Origin of the sequence: Stenotrophomonas sp. BIO128-Bstrain, from assembly GCF_030128875.1 — a bacterium.
In the GTDB taxonomy this organism is placed as follows: Bacteria; Pseudomonadota; Gammaproteobacteria; order Xanthomonadales; family Xanthomonadaceae; genus Stenotrophomonas; species Stenotrophomonas bentonitica_A.
The window spans coordinates 600,617-617,136 of sequence record NZ_CP124620.1; the positions used below are offsets into that span (position 1 = coordinate 600,617).

Consider the following 16,520-nt stretch of genomic DNA (forward strand, 5'->3'; position numbering starts at 1 on the left):
TGCCGCACTGCGGTACCCTGTGCCGCTTTGCCGCCGCACTAGCGTTTTTATGACCAGCGTCGAACCCAACGTTTACGATCCGCAGCAGGTTGAATCCGCCGCCCAGCAGTACTGGGATGCCACCCGTGCCTTCGAGGTCACCGAGACCTCGGACAAGCCGAAGTTCTACTGCCTCTCGATGCTGCCGTATCCGTCCGGTGCGCTGCACATGGGCCACGTGCGCAATTACACGATCGGTGACGTGATCAGCCGCTACAAGCGGATGACCGGCCACAACGTGCTGCAGCCGATGGGCTGGGATGCGTTCGGTCTGCCGGCCGAGAATGCGGCGATCAAGAACAAGACCGCGCCGGCCAAGTGGACCTACGCCAACATCGAGCACATGCGTGGCCAGTTCAAGGCCATGGGCTATGCGATCGACTGGTCGCGCGAGTTCGCCACCTGCACGCCCGAGTACTACGTGCACGAGCAGCGCATGTTCACCCGCCTGATGCGCAAGGGCCTGGCCTACCGCCGCAACGCGGTGGTGAACTGGGACCCGATCGATCAGACCGTGCTGGCCAACGAGCAGGTCATCGACGGCCGCGGCTGGCGTTCCGGCGCGCTGGTGGAAAAGCGCGAGATCCCGCAGTGGTTCCTGCGCATCACCGATTACGCCCAGGAACTGCTGGACGGCCTGGATGAACTGCCGGGCTGGCCCGATTCGGTCAAGACCATGCAGCGCAACTGGATCGGCCGCTCGGAAGGGCTGGAGATCCAGTTCGACGTGCGCGATGCCGACGGCAGCACGCTGGACCCGCTGCGCGTGTTCACCACCCGTCCGGACACCGTGATGGGCGTGACCTTCGTGTCCATCGCCGGTGAGCATCCGCTGGCCCAGCACGCGGCCAAGTCCAACCCGGCGCTCGCGGCGCTGCTGGCCGAGATGAAGCAGGGCGGCGTCTCCGAAGCCGAACTGGAAACCCAGGAAAAGCGCGGGATGGATACCGGCCTGCGCGCCATCCATCCGGTCACCGGCGCCCAGGTGCCGGTGTGGGTCGCCAACTTCGTGCTGATGGGCTACGGCACCGGCGCGGTGATGGCCGTTCCGGGCCATGACCAGCGCGATAACGAATTCGCCAACAAGTACGGCCTGCCGATCCGCCAGGTCATCGCGTTGAAGTCGCTGCGCAAGGAAGAAAGCGCTTACGACGCCACGCGCTGGCAGGACTGGTATGGCGACAAGACCCGCGACACCGAACTGGTCAACTCCGAAGAGTTCGACGGGCTGGATTTCCAGGGCGCCTTCGAAGCACTGGCCGAGCGCTTCGAGCGCAAGGCCCAGGGCCAGCGCCGCGTGAACTACCGCCTGCGCGACTGGGGCGTCAGCCGCCAGCGCTACTGGGGCTGCCCGATCCCGGTGATCTACTGCCCGAAGTGCGGCGCCTTGCCGGTGCCGGAAGAGCAGCTGCCCGTGGTCCTGCCGGAGAACGTCAATTTCGTCGGCACCGGTTCGCCGATCAAGGCCGATCCGGAATGGCGCAAGACCACCTGCCCGGACTGCGGCGGCGCGGCCGAGCGCGAGACCGACACCTTCGATACCTTCATGGAGTCGAGCTGGTACTACGCGCGCTACACCTCCCCAGGTGCCCGCGACGCAGTGGACAAGCGCGGCAACTACTGGCTGCCGGTGGACCAGTACATCGGCGGTATCGAGCACGCGATCCTGCACCTGATGTACTTCCGCTTCTTCCACAAACTGCTGCGTGATGCGCGCATGGTGGACAGCAACGAACCGGCGCAGAACCTGCTGTGCCAGGGCATGGTGATCGCCGAGACCTACTACCGCCAGAACCCGGACGGCTCCAAGGACTGGATCAACCCGGCCGACGTGGATGTGCAGCGCGACGAGCGCGGCCGCATCGTCGGCGCGACCCTGATCGCCGACGGCCAGCCGGTGGTGATCGGTGGCACCGAGAAGATGTCCAAGTCCAAGAACAACGGCGTGGACCCGCAGGTGATGGTGGGCAAGTACGGTGCCGACACCGTGCGCCTGTTCTCGATGTTTGCCGCGCCGCCGGAACAGTCGCTGGAGTGGAACGAAGCCGGCGTGGACGGCATGGCCCGCTTCCTGCGCCGTTTGTGGGCGCAGGTGCAGAAGCACGCCGCCGACGGTGCCGCCCCGGCGCTGGACGTGGCCGCGCTCAACGCCGAGCAGAAGGCGCTGCGCCGCAAGACCCACGAAACCATCGGCAAGGTCGGCGACGACTACGGCCGCCGCCACAGCTTCAACACCGCCATCGCCGCGGTGATGGAACTGATGAACGCGCTGGCCAAGTTCGATGACGTCAGCGAGCAGGGCCGTGCGGTCCGCCAGGAAGCGCTGCGCGCCACCGTGCTGCTGCTCAACCCGATCACCCCGCATGCCAGCCATGCGCTGTGGCAGGTGCTGGGCCACGCCGAGGAACTGCTGGAAGACCAGGCATTCCCGCAGGCCGATCCGGCCGCGCTGGTGCGCGATGCGGTGACGCTGGCCGTGCAGGTCAACGGCAAGCTGCGCGGCACCATCGAGGTCGCTGCCGATGCCCCGCGTGATCAGATCGAAGCGCTGGGCCTGGCCGAGCCGAACGCGGCCAAGTTCCTGGAAGGTCTGACCGTGCGCAAGATCATCATCGTGCCGGGCAAGATCGTGAACATCGTGGCCGCTGCGCAGGGCTGATGCTGTCGTGCCGCCGGGTGCCTGCGCGCCCGGTGGCACGGTTCTCCAGGGGCAGGGTCCGGACGCGCCATGCAGGCCGCCCGGTATCAAGTCCTGTTCACGCGGCATCCGGCACGATCACTGCTTGTTGCCGCGACCGCCCGGCTCCTACAGACTGTGTCCATGACCCGATTCCTGCTTGCCCTTGTCTTGACCGCAACCCTCGCCGGCTGCGGCTTCCATCTGCGCAACAAGCTGATGCTGCCAGCCGATACGGCGGCGGTGCAGGTGGTGTCCACCGCGCCCTACAGTGAACTGGTCAAGCTGCTGCGTCGTGGCCTGCAGGCCTCGGGCGCGCAGATTGCCGACAGCGACAGCACTGAACCTGCCGCACAGCTCCAGGTGCTGTCCGAGCGTTGGGGCGATCTGCCGATCGCGATCGATGCCCAGGGCCGTGCCCAGGAATACAGCCTGCGCTACGCGGTCATCTTCATCTTCCGCCGCGAAGACGGCAGCGAACTGGTGCCGCAGCAGGTGATCGAGCTCTCGCGCGATTACGTGTCGCCGCCGACCGACGCCACCGGTACCACCACCGAGCGCGAGATCCTTGCCGACGAACTGCGTCGTGAAATGTCGGCCTCGATCATGCGCCGCATCGACAGCGTGGTCCGTGCCGAGCTGGAGCACGGCCGTGCCCCGGCCAAGCCCGGCACGACGCCGGCCACCACCCCGGCCACGCCGGCGGTGCCGGCCGACGTGCCGCAGGGGCACTGAGCCCGGTCCGCCCGCGGATCGGCCTGCCCGGATGGAACTTCGTCCCGAACAGCTTGCCAGCCAACCGGCCAGCCAGCCGCTGGCTCCGGTGTATCTGATCGCCGGGCCGGAAACACTGCGCGTGCTGGAAGCGGCCGACGCCGTGCGTGCGCGGGCACGCGCCGATGGCGTCAACGAACGCGAAGTGTTCGATGCCGATGGCCGTGACTTCGACTGGAACCAGCTCGACGCCAGCTTCAACGCGCCCAGCCTGTTCAGTGCCCGGCGCCTGATGGAACTGCGGCTGCCCAGCGGCAAGCCGGGCAAGGAAGGCGCTGAGGTGATCAGCCGGTTCTGCGCCAACCCGGCGCCGGACGTGATCCTGCTGATCACCTGCAACGAATGGAGCAAGGCCCACCAGACCAAGTGGGCCGATGCGGTGGGCCGTGCCGGGGTGATCTCGGTGGCGTGGGCGATCAAGCCGCACGAACTCACCGAGTGGATCGAGCGCCGCCTGCGTGGCAAAGGCCTGCGCGCGGATCCGCAGGCCGTGCAGCGCCTGGCCGAGCGGGTGGAGGGCAATCTGCTGGCCGCCGCCCAGGAAATCGACAAGCTGGCCTTGCTGGCCGACGGCCAGACGCTGGACGTGGACACGATGGAGTCGCTGGTGGCCGATGCCGCCCGCTACGACGTGTTCCGGCTGGTGGAAGCCACCTTCTCCGGCCAGCCTGCTGCAGTGCTGCGCATGATCGCCGGGCTGCGTGCCGAAGGCGAAGCCGTGGCGGCCCTGACCCCGATCGTGATCCGCGAGCTGCTCTCCACCGCCGGTCTGGCGCGGGTGCAGGCGCGCGGTGGCAACCTGGCCGCGGAAATGAAGAGCCGCGGCATCTGGGAGTCGCGGCAGGCGCCGTTCAAGCGCGCCCTGCAGCGCCATCCCGAGGTCAAGCGCTGGGAGCGCTTCGTGGCCGAGGCCGGGCTGGTGGACCGCATCGCCAAGGGGCGCGCCGATGGCGATGCCTGGCTGGCGCTGGAGCGGCTGTTGATCGCCGTGTCCGAAGCCCGTGCCGTGCGCCTGCTCGCCCGGGCCTGAGCCCATGGGGCTGCGCATCTATTACGGCGGAACCTTCGACCCGGTTCATCTGGGCCACCTGGCCATTGCCCGCGCCGCGCGCGACCAGCTGCAGGTGGCCGTGCGCCTGCTGCCGGCCGCCGATCCGCCGCACCGCGCCGCCCCTGGCGCCGATGCCGCGCAGCGCCTGGCCATGCTGGCCCTGGCCGTCGGCGACGAACCGGGCCTGCTGCTGGACCGGCACGAGCTGGACCGCGCCGAGCGCCAGCCCGGCGTACCGTCCTACACCGTGGATACCCTGCGCGAGCTGCGCGCCGAACTGGGCCCGCGCCAGCCCATCGCCTGGCTGGTGGGGGCCGACAGCCTGTTGGCCCTGCCCAGCTGGCACGAGTGGGGCGCGCTGTTCGAGCTGGCGCATTTCATCGTGGCCGACCGCCCGGGCAGCCCGCTGGCCGACACGCTCGACCCGGTCCTGGCCAAGGCCCTGGAAGGACGCTGGGCCAGCCACGAGCGCGCGCTGTTCACCGCCCCGGCCGGGCGCCTGCTGCGTCTGCAGGCCCCCTTGCGCGAGGAATCGGCCACCGCCGTACGGGCGCAGATCCAGGCCGACGGTCCCTGGCAGGCGCTGCTGCCGGCGCCGGTGGCCGACTACATCCTCGGTCACCGCCTGTACGGCGCAACACCGTCGTGAATACGCGCGGCCCCGCCGCCCCGTATAATCGGCCCCACATTTATCGAGTTGACCCGCTTTGAGCAACCAAGCCCAGCCCCAGACCATCAAGGTCCAACTGCCCAATCCGGCGCCCTCCGTCATGCAGCTGCTCGAGTGCGTGCGCGGGGCCACCGAAGAACTGAAGGCCAAGGATCTCGTTGAGATCGACGTCATCGGCCGCTCCAGCGTCGCCGATTACATGGTGATCGCCTCGGGCACCTCCAGCCGTCACGTCAAGTCGATTGCCGATGAAGTGGTGAAGTTCGCCAAGAAGCTGGGTGTGATGCCGCTGGGCGTGGAAGGCGAGCGCGAAGCCGAATGGGTGCTGGTCGACCTGGGCGACGTGATCGTCCACGTGATGCTGCCGCGCGTGCGTGAGTTCTACGCGCTCGAGCGCCTGTGGACGGTGGGCGACCAGCCGCCGATCGAGCTGCTCGACGATGCGGACGACGACTACGACGCACGCTGATCGCAGCGTGCCCGGTCACGACAACGGCGCCGATGGCGCCGTTGTCTTTTGCGGCGCCGCCTGCGGTAGCTGCGGAGGACACTGATGAAAGCCAGGTTGATCGCCACCGGCGAGCGCGCGCCATCCTGGGTCGCGCAGGGGTTTGCCGAGTACCAGAAGCGGCTCTCGCACTGGCTGCCGTTCGAGCTGGTCGAGATCGAGCCCGGCCTGCGTGGCAAGGGCCGCGATGCGCGCCGCGCGACCGATGACGAAGGCAAGCGGGTGATCGCCGCGCTGCCGAAGAATGCCTATGTGGTCGCGCTCGATGTGCCGGGCCGCCAACTCAGTTCCGAGCAGCTGGCCCAGCGCCTGGAGCATTGGCGTGGGCAGGGCAGGGACCTGGCGTTCCTGATCGGCGGGCCGGAAGGCCACTCCGCCGAGGTGTCGGCGATGGCCGACGAGAAATGGTCGATCGGGCCGTTGACGCTGCCGCACATGCTGGTGCGCCTGGTCGTGGCCGAACAGCTGTACCGCGCTGCGGCCATGCTGGCCAATCATCCGTATCACCGTGCGTGAAATAGTTGTCGCCAGACGGGTTACATCTCGCGAAAAACGGGCTACAATGCGCACCCCGCCCGAATAGCTCAGCCGGTTAGAGCACTTGACTGTTAATCAGGGGGTCGTTGGTTCGAGTCCAACTTCGGGCGCCAAGATTTGAAAAAAGCCTCGCAGCGATGCGGGGCTTTTTTTTGCCTGCGATGTGCGCAACTCGCGTGGCCGAGCAACAAAAAGCCCGGGCACTGCCCGGGCTCCTTGTTCCCCAAGTGCGGCTACCTCATTCGAAGGTGTACTTGGCACCGACGGTGAAGTAACGGCCGATCGCACCGCTGAAGTGCAGCGGGTTGTAGTTCACGCCACCGTAGGTGGTCGGATCCAGCGGAGCGATGCGGTCGAACAGGTTCTGCACCGATGCATTCAGTTCGAAGGCCTCGGTGATGTTCCAGCGACCGGACAGGTCGAAGGTGGTGAACGAGGAAATCTTGGTGACGTCCGTGCCGTCGGCATAGGCGAACTGATACGAGCCGTCCGGACCGCGGAAGTCGGTGTTCTCCATCTTGGAGATGTAGTTGGCCACGCCGCTGACGCTCCACGGGCCCTGCTTCCAGGTGGTACCGAAGTTGATGCGGTCCTTCGGGGTGCCGATGCAGTTGGTGACGTCGCAGTTGCCGTGGGTACCGGCATAGTCGACGGTCACGTCGGCATCGGTGCGCTCGAACTTGAGCACGTGGCTCCACTGCAGGTCCATTTCCAGCTGGCCCGGACCGATGTCGAAGGTCTGGCGGATGTCGGTATCGATGCCGCGCACGCGGGTGGATGCCGCATTGATGTACTGCGTATTGACCGCCAGGATGCTGCCGGTGCCCGGAACGCCATTGAGCAGGTTGTTGTCACGCAGCACATTGCCCGCGGCAATCGCTTCGGCCGTACTGCCCTGGGCGATTTCGTTGGTGCGCTTGATCTGCCACGCGTCGACCGTCATCGAGGTGCTGGAGGTCGGCTGCAGCACCAGGCCCACCGAGTAGCTCTTGGACTCTTCCGGCTTCAGATCGGCGTTGGGGCGGGTGATGATGGCGACCGGCAGTGCGCCGCAATCGTCATCGTTCGCGCCCGGGGCCGGGTTGCCGCCGGGGCAGCGCACGGGATCGGAAGCGTTGGAGAACGCGGCCAGGCCACCGTCGCCGTTCTCGGCCGGGTTGGGGGCACGGAAGCCTTCGGCATAGCTGCCGCGGACGGCGATCCAGTCGGCCGGGGTCCACTTGATCCCGACCTTCGGCGTCGCCTTGCCTTCGCCGCTCTCATACTTGTCGTAACGGACCGCGCCGGACAGTTCCAACTGCTCCAGCACCGGGGCGGACAGCTCGACATAGCCGGCGTACACGTTCTGCGTACCGTCGTAGGCCGAGTAGCCCAGGCCGATGATCTGGCCCTGGTCGGTGAAGGTCTGCGGGGTCAGGCTGTTGCTGGTCTTGCGCCATTCGGTACCCAGCGCCAGGCCCAGCGGGCCACCCTTGAGGTCGGCCAGGCTGCGCGACACGGTGAAGTCGAACATGTCCAGGCTGGACTTGGCGCGGGCGCTGATGTCCGGCGAGATGTAGTCATACAGGGCCTGGGAGTTCAGCCCCGCGTTGTCGCCGATGCGCCACACGCCTGCCGGGCAGGCCGGATTGCCGAGCACGCAACGCACGGCGTCGTAGTTCAGGAAGCCGGTACGCTTGTTGACCAGGTCGGTGCCCGAATGCAGGTAGGCCGTGTCGTAGCTCCACTCGCCCCAGTTGCCCTTGACGCCCACCAGGAAGCGGTTGAACTCGTTGGTGTTCTCGGTCACACGCGGGCCGACATCCCAGGCCGAGTAGCGCAGGCGCGAGGCCTGGCCGGGGATCGGGTTGTCCGGGTGGGTCGGGCTGAGCACGGTGGCGCCATCGCCGCTGTTGGCGTTGACCGGGCCACCGGGATAGCCCCAGCCACCGGAAACGCCGGAGGGCGTGTTGCTGAAGGTGGTTTCCTTCTTGGAGTAGCCGATTTCGGTGTAGATCTCACCGCCCTCGCCGAAGGCGAAGCTGGCGCGACCAAATACGTTGACGTACTTCTCTTCCGGGGTCAGGTCACGGTACAGCTGGGCCGGATCCCACAGGCAGCCCTGCTGCTGGGCGGTGACATCGTTCTGGCCGGGGATGGTGGTCAAACCGGCGCAGCCCGGCAGCGCGACGAGGAAGGCCGGGTCGTCATCCGTCACCGCACGGTCGTCGAACACCGAACCGTTCGGACCCACACCGCCACGGGTACCGCCGGAGAGCGCGGCGCCACCCAGGAACTGGGCGTTGTTGCCATAGCCCCACGGGCGGATATCACCGGTGCCGATCCACTTGCGGTTCTTGCGGTCGCTGATCTTGATCGCGTCGGTCTTGCCCACGTCCAGACTGAAGAACGCGTTCCAGCCATCGGTGGCCAGGTCGCCGGTGCCGGCGGTCAGGGTGGCCTTCTTGGCATCGCCGTCGCTGTCGCCGGACAGGCCGTAGGAGGCGCGCAGAATGGCGCCGTTGAAGTCGCTGCGCAGGATGATGTTGACCACGCCGGCGATGGCGTCCGAACCGTAGATCGCAGAAGCGCCGTCCTTCAGGACTTCAATGCGCTCGACCGCATCCAGCGGAATGGTGCTCAGGTCGGTGAAGACTTTCTGGCCGTCATCGGCCAGGCCGTAGGTCGCCATGCGGCGGCCGTTCAACAGCACCAGCGTGGAGCCGGCGCCCAGGCCGCGCAGCGAGATGCCGGCGCCACCGCCGGCAAACCCGTTGCCGAAGGTCTTGGGAATGGAGCCTGACCCGTCCGCGGTCAGGGTCTGCAGATACTCGGCGACCGTGGTCTTGCCGGTACGGTCGATCTCCTGGCGGGTGACCACCTGGACGGGGGAGGGAGTTTCGGTATTCGTGCGGGGGATGTTCGACCCGGTGACGGTGATCCGGTCAAGGTTGGTCGCCTGCTCCTGCGCGAACGCGGAGGACGACGCCATGGCCCCTACCAGCAGCAGCGCGCCGCTGGTCAGGATCGTGGAAATGGAATGGGCCAGGGTATTGCGGCGGCTGTCGTCGCGGCGTTGGGTCGGGTGTTTCACAGCTTCTCTCCTGACTGGGAAAACCTAGATGTCAATAAGTCGGCACCAGAACGGTGGCAACGGCGCCAATCTAGGTTTCCGGCAGGTGACGCAAGTGTGAAAAATTGCTTAATTCGGGAAAGATGGCGTGAGGGCGTTGTATGAATGGGGAGAGCCCCGTCGCGGGGCTCTCCGGACGCCTCAACGCGGCAACGAGAATTCCACCGACACCCGGCCATCGGCCTCGACGACCGGACCATCGACGATGGCGGTGCGCCGCAGAGTGCAGTCGGGCTATGACCGCGGACAGCATGACGGCGCCCTAAGGCGCCGTCATGCCAGGCAGGAGCGGACCGTGGGTCCGCTCTGCTGCGACGTGTTACCGGCCCAGATCGAACACCACGTCCAGGTTGACCGACACGGTCGATTCGCCCGGCGACACCGGCGTGGAGACATCGGCCGCCATCGGCGCGGCCGCCGCACGCATCATCACCGGGCGGAAGTTGCCGCCACCGCTTTCGGAGATGCTCACGATCCGGCGCACGCGCAGGCCCAGCGACTTGGCATATGTTTCGGCGCGGGCCTGGGCCTTCTTCAGTGCGGCCAGGCGGGCTTCGTCGTAGACCGGCTCGGGCTGGTCGATCTCGAACTGCGGGCCGTTGATCTGGTTGGCGCCCTGCGCGGCCAGTGCATCAAGCACTTTGCCGAGCCTGGCGATGTCGCGCACCTTCAGGCTGACCGTATTGCTGGCCTGGTAGCCGGTGATCTTCGGCGCCTCGTTGTCGGCGTAACGGTACTGCGGGCTCAGGTTGACGCCGCTGGTCTGCACATCGCGCTCGGCAATGCCGGCGGCCTTGATCGCGGCAAGCACCTTGGTCATCTGCTCGGCGTTCTGGCGCATGGCGGTGTTGCCGTCCACGGCCTGGGTGACGACACCGGCCGACAGTGTGGCCACGTCCGGCACGCGCCTGGCCTCGGCATTGGCCGAAATGTTGAGCAGGGTGCCGTCGGCCGGCACGGCGATGGCGGGCTGGGACTGGGCGTGGGCGGTCATCGAAGCTCCCAGGGCAAGGGACAGGGCGAGCAGCAACGGGGACAGGGACGGGCGGCGCATGTACATCTCCTTGTGAAGACGTTGAGGTTGGTGTCGGGGCGATGAACGCGTCGTGAGGTTTGATGGGGTTGATGACGATTGGAGGGTGTTGCTTGCGATTCAGACAGTAGCCTCAGGTTATGCTTCCTCGATGCTTTATCTCGCCTCTCGATCCCCCCGACGAAACGAACTGCTTGCGCGCCTGGACCGACCGTTCCAGGCGCTCGACCTTCACGTGCCCGAAGTCCGCGCGCCCGCCGAGTCGGCCGCCGATTACGTGCAGCGGGTCGCCGCCGACAAGGCGCGTGCCGGGCTGGCGCTGGTCGCCCATGACCCGGACGCGGTGGTGCTCGGCTCGGACACCGAGGTGGTGCTGGATGGGCGCGTGTTCGGCAAACCGGTCGATGCCGACGATGCGCGCGCGATGCTGCGCGCGCTGGCCGGGCGCACCCACCAGGTGATGACCGCCGTGGCGCTGGTCGCCGCCGGCCGGGAGCAGGGCGTACTGGTGGTCTCGGAGGTGACGTTCGCGGCGATCGACGAGGACCGGATCGCCGCCTACGTGGCCACGGGCGAGCCGATGGACAAAGCCGGCGCCTATGCGATCCAGGGCGGCGCCGAACGATATATCCGCCACCTGGCGGGAAGCTATTCGGGTGTGATGGGTTTGCCCCTGCAACAGACCGAGCAGTTGCTGCAGGCGTTTGAACTGAAGGGAGTCGCCCATGTCTGAAGAAATCCTGGTCAATGTCACCCCGCGGGAAACCCGCGTCGCCGTCATCGAAAACGGCATGCTGCAGGAGCTGCATATCGAACGCGGCTGGCGCCGTGGCGTCGTCGGCAACATCTACAAAGGCAAGGTCCAGCGGGTGATGCCCGGCATGCAGGCGGCGTTCGTGGAGGTCGGGCTGGAGCGCGCCGCGTTCCTGCACGCCAACGACGTGATCCGCCCGGCCCCGGTGGCCAGCGCCGATACCGAAGGCACCACCCTGCCGCCGCCGTCCTCGGTGCCGATCGTGGAGCTGCTGCGCGATGGCCAGGACATCGTGGTGCAGGTGGTCAAGGATCCGATCGGGACCAAGGGGGCCCGGCTGACCACGCAGATCAGCATTCCCTCGCGCTACATGGTGCTGCTGCCGCAGTCCAAGGTGGTGGGCGTGTCGGCCCGGATCGAAGACGAGGCCGAGCGCGCGCGCCTGAAGACCCTGGTGACCGAACTGTCGGCCCAGCACGGCGGTTATGGCTATATCGTGCGCACCAACGCCGAAGGCCAGCCGGCCGAAGCGATCGCCGAGGACGTGGCCTACCTGTCGCGGGTCTGGAACGTGGTCGAGCGCCGTGGCCGCGATGCCGCCCCGTGCAGCGTGATCTATGAAGACCTGAGCCTGCCGCTGCGCTCGGTGCGCGACCTGATCCGCAAGGACGTGGACAAGGTCAAGGTCGACTCCAAGGAGACCTTCAACCAGTTGCAGGCATTCGTGGCCAAGTACATGCCGGTGCTGGCCGAGAAGCTGGAGCTGTACAGCGGCGATCGCCCGATCTTCGACATGTTCGGGGTCGAGGACGAGATCGGCCGGGCGCTGGACAAGCAGGTGCCGCTCAAGTCCGGTGGCTATCTGGTGATCGACCAGACCGAGGCGATGACCACGATCGACGTCAACACCGGTTCGTTCCTGGGCCAGCGCAATCTCGAAGAGACGGTGTTCCGCACCAATCTTGAAGCGGCGCAGGCCGTGGCGCGCCAACTGCGGCTGCGCAACCTGGGCGGCATCATCATCATCGACTTCATCGACATGGATGATGCCGAGCATCGCCGTCAGGTGCTGCGCACGCTGGAGAAGGCGCTGGCCCGCGACCATGCCAAGACCACCGTCTACGACTTCTCGCCGCTGGGCCTGGTCGAGATGACGCGCAAGCGCACCGTGGAAAGCCTGGAGCGACAGCTGTCCGAGCCGTGCCCGGAGTGCAGCGGGCGGGGTTCGATCAAGACCGCCGAGACGGTGACCTATGAGATCTTCCGCGAGATCACCCGGGCGGTGCGCCAGTTCGATGCGGCCCGCCTGCTGGTGATTGCCTCCTCGAAGGTGGTCGCGCGCATCACCGACGAGGAGTCCTCGGCGGTGGCCGAACTGGAGGAGTTCCTGGGCAAGAGCATCCGCTTCCAGGCGGACGAGCAGTACCTGCAGGAGCAGTTCGATGTCGTGCTGCTCTGACCGCGGCCGGTCCGGCGTTCCCAGGTTCCGATGAGCACACCGCTGCGCCTGCGCCTGCGCCGGATCCGCCGCCATGCCGTGTATGCGGTGGCGGTCCTGCTCGTGGGCGTGGCCCTGCTGGTCGGCACCGCCAGCCAGCTGCTGCCGCTGGCCGAGCGACATCCGGACAGGGTGGCGGCATGGCTGAGCGCGCGTGCCGGCCAGCCGGTGCGTTTCGATGCGCTGGATACCGCCTGGACCCGGCGTGGGCCGCTGCTGCAGCTCAAAGGGCTGCGGATCGGTGAAGGGCAGGGCCTGCGCATCGGCGAGGCCGAGGTGCTGGTGTCAATGTATGCCGGGCTGCTGCCGGGTCACTCGCTGACCGAGCTGCGCCTGCGTGGCTTGGCGCTGGTGCTGCAGCGCGCCGATGACGGCCGCTGGTCGGTGCAGGGGCTGCCGCAGTCGGCTGCGGGTGATCCGCTGGAAACGCTGCGCCGCTTGGGCGAGCTGCAGGTGATCGGCGGGCGGCTGCGGGTCGATGCGCCCTCGCTGGGCGTGAACGCCTCGCTGCCGCGGATCGACCTTCGCCTGCGCGTCAACGGCCAGCGCCTTCGCGTGGGCGCCCGTGCCTGGGCCGATCCCGCCACCCAGCCGCTTACAGCGGTGCTGGAGTTCGAGCGCAAGCGCGGCGATGGGCAGGCGTGGCTGTCGGCCGATCCGGCCGATTTCCGTGCGTGGTCCTCGCTGCTGCAGTTCGGCGGCATCGGTCTGCAGCAGGGCACCGGTGAATTCAATGCATGGGTGGATCTGCGCGATCACCGGGTGGTGATGGTCACCACGGATGCGGACCTGCAGAACGTGCAGGTCCGCGGCGTGAAGCTTGCAGACGGCACCCACCCGCAGCTGGCGCTGGACACGCTGGAGCTGCGCGCGCGCTGGCGCTGGGTGCACGGTGGCTGGCGCGCCGATGCGCCGCGCCTGCGGATCGGCATGGAAGGCAGCACCCAGCAACTGGATGGGCTGTTGCTGGCCGGCGGGCAGCATTTCGCGCTGGCCGGCGACAACATCGATGCCACCGCGCTGTTGCGCGGCCTGGCGCTGACCGACAGGATCGACCCCGGCCTGCGCGAGTGGCTGCATGACGCCGCGCCGCAGGTCCGGATGACCCGCGTGCGGGTGGCGGGCGAACAAGGCGGCCCGCTGTCGGTCGAAGGCGACCTGGAAGACATCCGTTTTGCCGCGGTCGGGCATTCGCCAGGGCTCAGCGGCGTGGGCGGCCGTTTCGATGGCGACGCCGATGGCTTCACCCTGGAGCTGCAGCCGCAGCGGGTCATGCAGTTTGATTGGCCCAGCGGCTTCGGCGAGCGCCACGACGTGCGCCTGGCTGGCCGCCTGGTCGGCTGGCGCGATGAAGCCGGTGGCTGGCGCATCGGCACCCCGGCCCTGCGCGTGCAGGGCACCGATTACGCGGCCGATGTACGCGGCGGTATCTGGTTCCAGAACAACGGCACGCGCCCGTGGCTGGAGCTGGCGGCCAAGATCGACGATGTACCGATGACCGCCGCCAAACGCTTCTGGATCCATTCCAAGATGAGCAAGGCCGCCACCGATTGGCTGGACGCCGCGCTGGTCTCCGGGCAGGTGCGCGGCGGCGTGGGCCTGGTGACCGGTGATCTGGAAGACTGGCCCTTCGACAAGAACAATGGCCGCTTCGAAGCGACCGGACATATCGACGCTGGCAGCATCCGTTTCCAGCACGACTGGCCGGCGATGAACAAGGTCGATGCGGACATCGCCTTCGTTGGGCCGGGCTTCGAACTGCATGGCAAGGGCGACCTGGCGGGTGTGGCGGTGGACCACTTCGACGCCGGCATCCCGGATTTCGGCGTGACCGATCTGTACGTCAAGGCGACCAGCCGCAGCGATGCCGGTGCACTGCTGGCCATGCTCAAGCAGAGCCCCCTGCAGGCCACCTACGGCGAGACCCTGGACAACCTGACCGCGAAGGGACCGGCTGCGGTCACCTTCGATCTGCTGCAGCCGCTGCACCACGACGAAGGGGGAGGTCACCTGCAGGGCACGGTCGATCTCAACGGTGCGACGCTCACCGAGAAGCGTTTCGACCTGGTCTTCGAGAACATGCGCGGCCAGGCCCGTTACGGTCATGGCGGCTTCGATGCGGAACAGCTTGCCGTGCGGCATCAAGGCCAGGACGGGCTGCTCAGCCTGCGCGCCGGCGAGTTCGTGCGCGACCCGCAGCAGGCCTTTGAATCCGAGTTGACCGCTTCGCTGGCCGCGGGTGCGCTGCTGGACCGCGCGCCGGAATTGAACTGGCTCAAGCCCTATATCCAAGGCACCTCGCGCTGGACCATCGGGGTGACCCTGCCCAAGGTCGCCGCCGGCAGCAAGGTCGAGCCGCCGACCGTGCTCAAGCTGCATTCGGACCTGGTCGGGACCACGCTGGAGCTGCCCGCGCCGCTGGACAAACCGGCCGCCACGCCGCTGGCCACGGCCGTGACCGCGCAGCTGCCGATGGGCAGTGGCCGCGTGGACGTGGCGTTCGGCCAGCGTTTGGCGCTGGCTGCCCGTACCCATGACAACCAGACCGGCGTACAGGTCACGCTCGGCAGTGACCATGTGGATCGGGATCCCCCCGCCAGTGGGCTGGTGGTCAACGGCCGCAGCGGCTCATTGGATGCGCTGGAATGGATCGGCCTGGCCCGTTCGCCCGAGGGGGGCGATGACAAGGACCCGATGCCGCTGCGCCATGTGGATGTGCAGGTCGGCCAGCTGTTGCTGGCCGGTGGGGTGTTCGAGCAGACCCGGCTGCAGCTGCGCCCGACCGGCAACAGCGTGGACGTGCGCCTGGATGGCCCCTCGCTGGCGGGCAGCCTGAGCGTGCCAAATGCCGATGGCGGCACCATCGTCGGCGAGCTCAGCCGCGTCCACTGGCAATCGCTACCCACGCCGGTCAAGGCGCCCAGTGATGGCGCCCCGATCCTGCTGCCGCCGGACGTGGCGTTGCCTGCACGGGTCCAGGCCAGTGCCAATGACACCAACCCGGCCAAGGTGCCGCCGCTGTCGCTGGATATCGAGGACCTGCAGTTCGGCAAGGCCAGGCTCGGCCAGGCGGTGCTGCGCACCCGCCCGATGGCCAACGGCCTGAGCGTGGACCAGCTGCAGTTCCGCGCGCCCAAGCAGGAGATCGACGTCAATGGCCGCTGGATGGGCATGGGCGCGGCTGCGCGCAGCCAGTTCAACGTGCAGGTCAGGAGTGAGGACCTGGGCGGGCTGATGCAGAACCTGGATTACGGCGGCCAGCTGCGTGGCGGGCAGGGCCAGTTGAGCATGACTGCCGGGTGGCAGGGGGGGCCGTCGGATTTCCAGCTGGGCGCGCTGCAGGGGCAGCTCGACGTGCATGCCCGCAACGGCCAGCTGCTGGAGCTGGAGCCGGGCGCCGGTCGCGTGCTCGGGCTGCTGAGCGTGGCCCAGCTGCCGCGCCGGTTGATGTTCGATTTCCGCGATTTCTTCTCCAAGGGCTTCGCCTTCAACCAGGTCGAAGGCAGCGTGGCCTTCGGCGACGGCATGGCCACCACCGACAAGGTGCTGATCGAAGGCCCGGCGGCGAACATCACCATCCGCGGCCAGACCGATCTGCGCCAGCAGCGCTTTGACCAGACGATCGACGTCAATCCGCGCGCGGGCAACCTGCTGACCGTCGTTGGCGCCGTGGCCGGCGGCCCGGTGGGCGCCGCGGTGGGCGCGGCGGCCAACGCGGTGCTGTCCAAGCCGCTGGGCGAGATCGGCGCCAAGACCTACCGCGTGACCGGCCCCTGGGCCGAACCCAAGGTCGAGGTGATCGACCGCGACACCGCGCCCAGGCCGGCGCCGGCCGCACCCCCGGCGCGCTGACCCCTTTCCCGCGCC

At 67.7% G+C, this 16,520-nt stretch carries 11 protein-coding genes and 1 tRNA gene; 10 read left to right on the forward strand and 2 right to left on the reverse strand.

Annotated elements, in window-relative coordinates:
- Nucleotides 1–49 precede the first annotated feature (49 nt).
- The 7 genes from leuS (at nt 50) to POS15_RS02595 (ending at nt 6,369) form a co-directional block, all read left to right on the forward strand.
- Nucleotides 50–2,698 (forward strand): leucine--tRNA ligase, encoded by a 2,649-nt coding sequence (gene leuS / locus POS15_RS02565; RefSeq protein ID WP_019183388.1) that lies wholly within the window; start codon nt 50–52, stop codon nt 2,696–2,698.
- Between the two features lie 162 nt (nt 2,699–2,860).
- On the forward strand, nt 2,861–3,451 hold the full coding sequence (gene lptE / locus POS15_RS02570; RefSeq protein ID WP_019183387.1) for an LPS assembly lipoprotein LptE: 591 nt from the start codon (nt 2,861–2,863) through the stop codon (nt 3,449–3,451).
- Between the two features lie 31 nt (nt 3,452–3,482).
- Nucleotides 3,483–4,520, forward strand: a complete 1,038-nt coding sequence (gene holA / locus POS15_RS02575) for a DNA polymerase III subunit delta (RefSeq protein ID WP_019183386.1) — start codon at nt 3,483–3,485, stop codon at nt 4,518–4,520.
- A gap of 4 nt (nt 4,521–4,524) precedes the next feature.
- Nucleotides 4,525–5,190 carry a nicotinate-nucleotide adenylyltransferase gene (gene nadD, locus POS15_RS02580; RefSeq protein WP_019183385.1) on the forward strand — a complete coding sequence of 222 codons (666 nt, stop codon included), beginning with the start codon at nt 4,525–4,527 and terminating at the stop codon, nt 5,188–5,190.
- Nucleotides 5,191–5,311: 121 nt separating this feature from the next.
- Nucleotides 5,312–5,680, forward strand: a complete 369-nt coding sequence (gene rsfS / locus POS15_RS02585; protein WP_087947504.1) for a ribosome silencing factor — start codon at nt 5,312–5,314, stop codon at nt 5,678–5,680.
- 84 nt (nt 5,681–5,764) lie between these two features.
- Nucleotides 5,765–6,235 (forward strand): 23S rRNA (pseudouridine(1915)-N(3))-methyltransferase RlmH, encoded by a 471-nt coding sequence (rlmH, locus tag POS15_RS02590; RefSeq protein WP_019183383.1) that lies wholly within the window; start codon nt 5,765–5,767, stop codon nt 6,233–6,235.
- A gap of 57 nt (nt 6,236–6,292) precedes the next feature.
- Nucleotides 6,293–6,369, forward strand: a tRNA-Asn gene (locus POS15_RS02595).
- Between the two features lie 125 nt (nt 6,370–6,494).
- Here the strand turns inward: POS15_RS02595 and POS15_RS02600 are convergent.
- Together POS15_RS02600 and POS15_RS02605 are read right to left on the reverse strand one after the other, a co-directional pair.
- A complete protein-coding gene (locus tag POS15_RS02600) occupies nt 6,495–9,329 on the reverse strand; it encodes a TonB-dependent receptor (RefSeq protein WP_019182608.1) in 2,835 nt (944 codons plus the stop codon).
- 358 nt (nt 9,330–9,687) lie between these two features.
- Entirely contained in the window at nt 9,688–10,422 is a 735-nt protein-coding gene (locus tag POS15_RS02605) for an SIMPL domain-containing protein (protein WP_019182609.1), read from the reverse strand.
- Nucleotides 10,423–10,552: 130 nt separating this feature from the next.
- Here POS15_RS02605 and POS15_RS02610 point away from each other — a divergent pair, with 130 nt between their 5' ends.
- The 3 genes from POS15_RS02610 to POS15_RS02620 are packed head-to-tail and all read left to right on the forward strand — an operon-like array spanning nt 10,553 to nt 16,505.
- A complete protein-coding gene (locus POS15_RS02610; RefSeq protein WP_019182610.1) occupies nt 10,553–11,134 on the forward strand; it encodes a Maf-like protein in 582 nt (193 codons plus the stop codon).
- Nucleotides 11,127–12,614, forward strand: a complete 1,488-nt coding sequence (rng, locus tag POS15_RS02615; protein ID WP_019182611.1) for a ribonuclease G — start codon at nt 11,127–11,129, stop codon at nt 12,612–12,614. The genes POS15_RS02610 and rng overlap by 8 nt, the downstream gene beginning before the upstream one ends.
- A gap of 30 nt (nt 12,615–12,644) precedes the next feature.
- Nucleotides 12,645–16,505, forward strand: a complete 3,861-nt coding sequence (locus tag POS15_RS02620; RefSeq protein WP_284128915.1) for a YhdP family protein — start codon at nt 12,645–12,647, stop codon at nt 16,503–16,505.
- Nucleotides 16,506–16,520 lie beyond the last annotated feature (15 nt).

What these genes read in the sequence shown, in the direction of transcription:
- leuS (WP_019183388.1), top strand. Translation starts at nt 50, where the DNA reads ATGACCAGCGTCGAACCCAACGTTTACGATCCGCAGCAGGTTGAATCC.
- lptE (WP_019183387.1), top strand. Translation starts at nt 2,861, where the DNA reads ATGACCCGATTCCTGCTTGCCCTTGTCTTGACCGCAACCCTCGCCGGC.
- holA (WP_019183386.1), top strand. Translation starts at nt 3,483, where the DNA reads ATGGAACTTCGTCCCGAACAGCTTGCCAGCCAACCGGCCAGCCAGCCG.
- nadD (WP_019183385.1), top strand. Translation starts at nt 4,525, where the DNA reads ATGGGGCTGCGCATCTATTACGGCGGAACCTTCGACCCGGTTCATCTG.
- rsfS (WP_087947504.1), top strand. Translation starts at nt 5,312, where the DNA reads ATGCAGCTGCTCGAGTGCGTGCGCGGGGCCACCGAAGAACTGAAGGCC.
- rlmH (WP_019183383.1), top strand. Translation starts at nt 5,765, where the DNA reads ATGAAAGCCAGGTTGATCGCCACCGGCGAGCGCGCGCCATCCTGGGTC.
- POS15_RS02605 (WP_019182609.1), bottom strand. Translation starts at nt 10,422, where the DNA reads ATGCGCCGCCCGTCCCTGTCCCCGTTGCTGCTCGCCCTGTCCCTTGCC.
- POS15_RS02610 (WP_019182610.1), top strand. Translation starts at nt 10,553, where the DNA reads ATGCTTTATCTCGCCTCTCGATCCCCCCGACGAAACGAACTGCTTGCG.
- rng (WP_019182611.1), top strand. Translation starts at nt 11,127, where the DNA reads ATGTCTGAAGAAATCCTGGTCAATGTCACCCCGCGGGAAACCCGCGTC.
- POS15_RS02620 (WP_284128915.1), top strand. Translation starts at nt 12,645, where the DNA reads ATGAGCACACCGCTGCGCCTGCGCCTGCGCCGGATCCGCCGCCATGCC.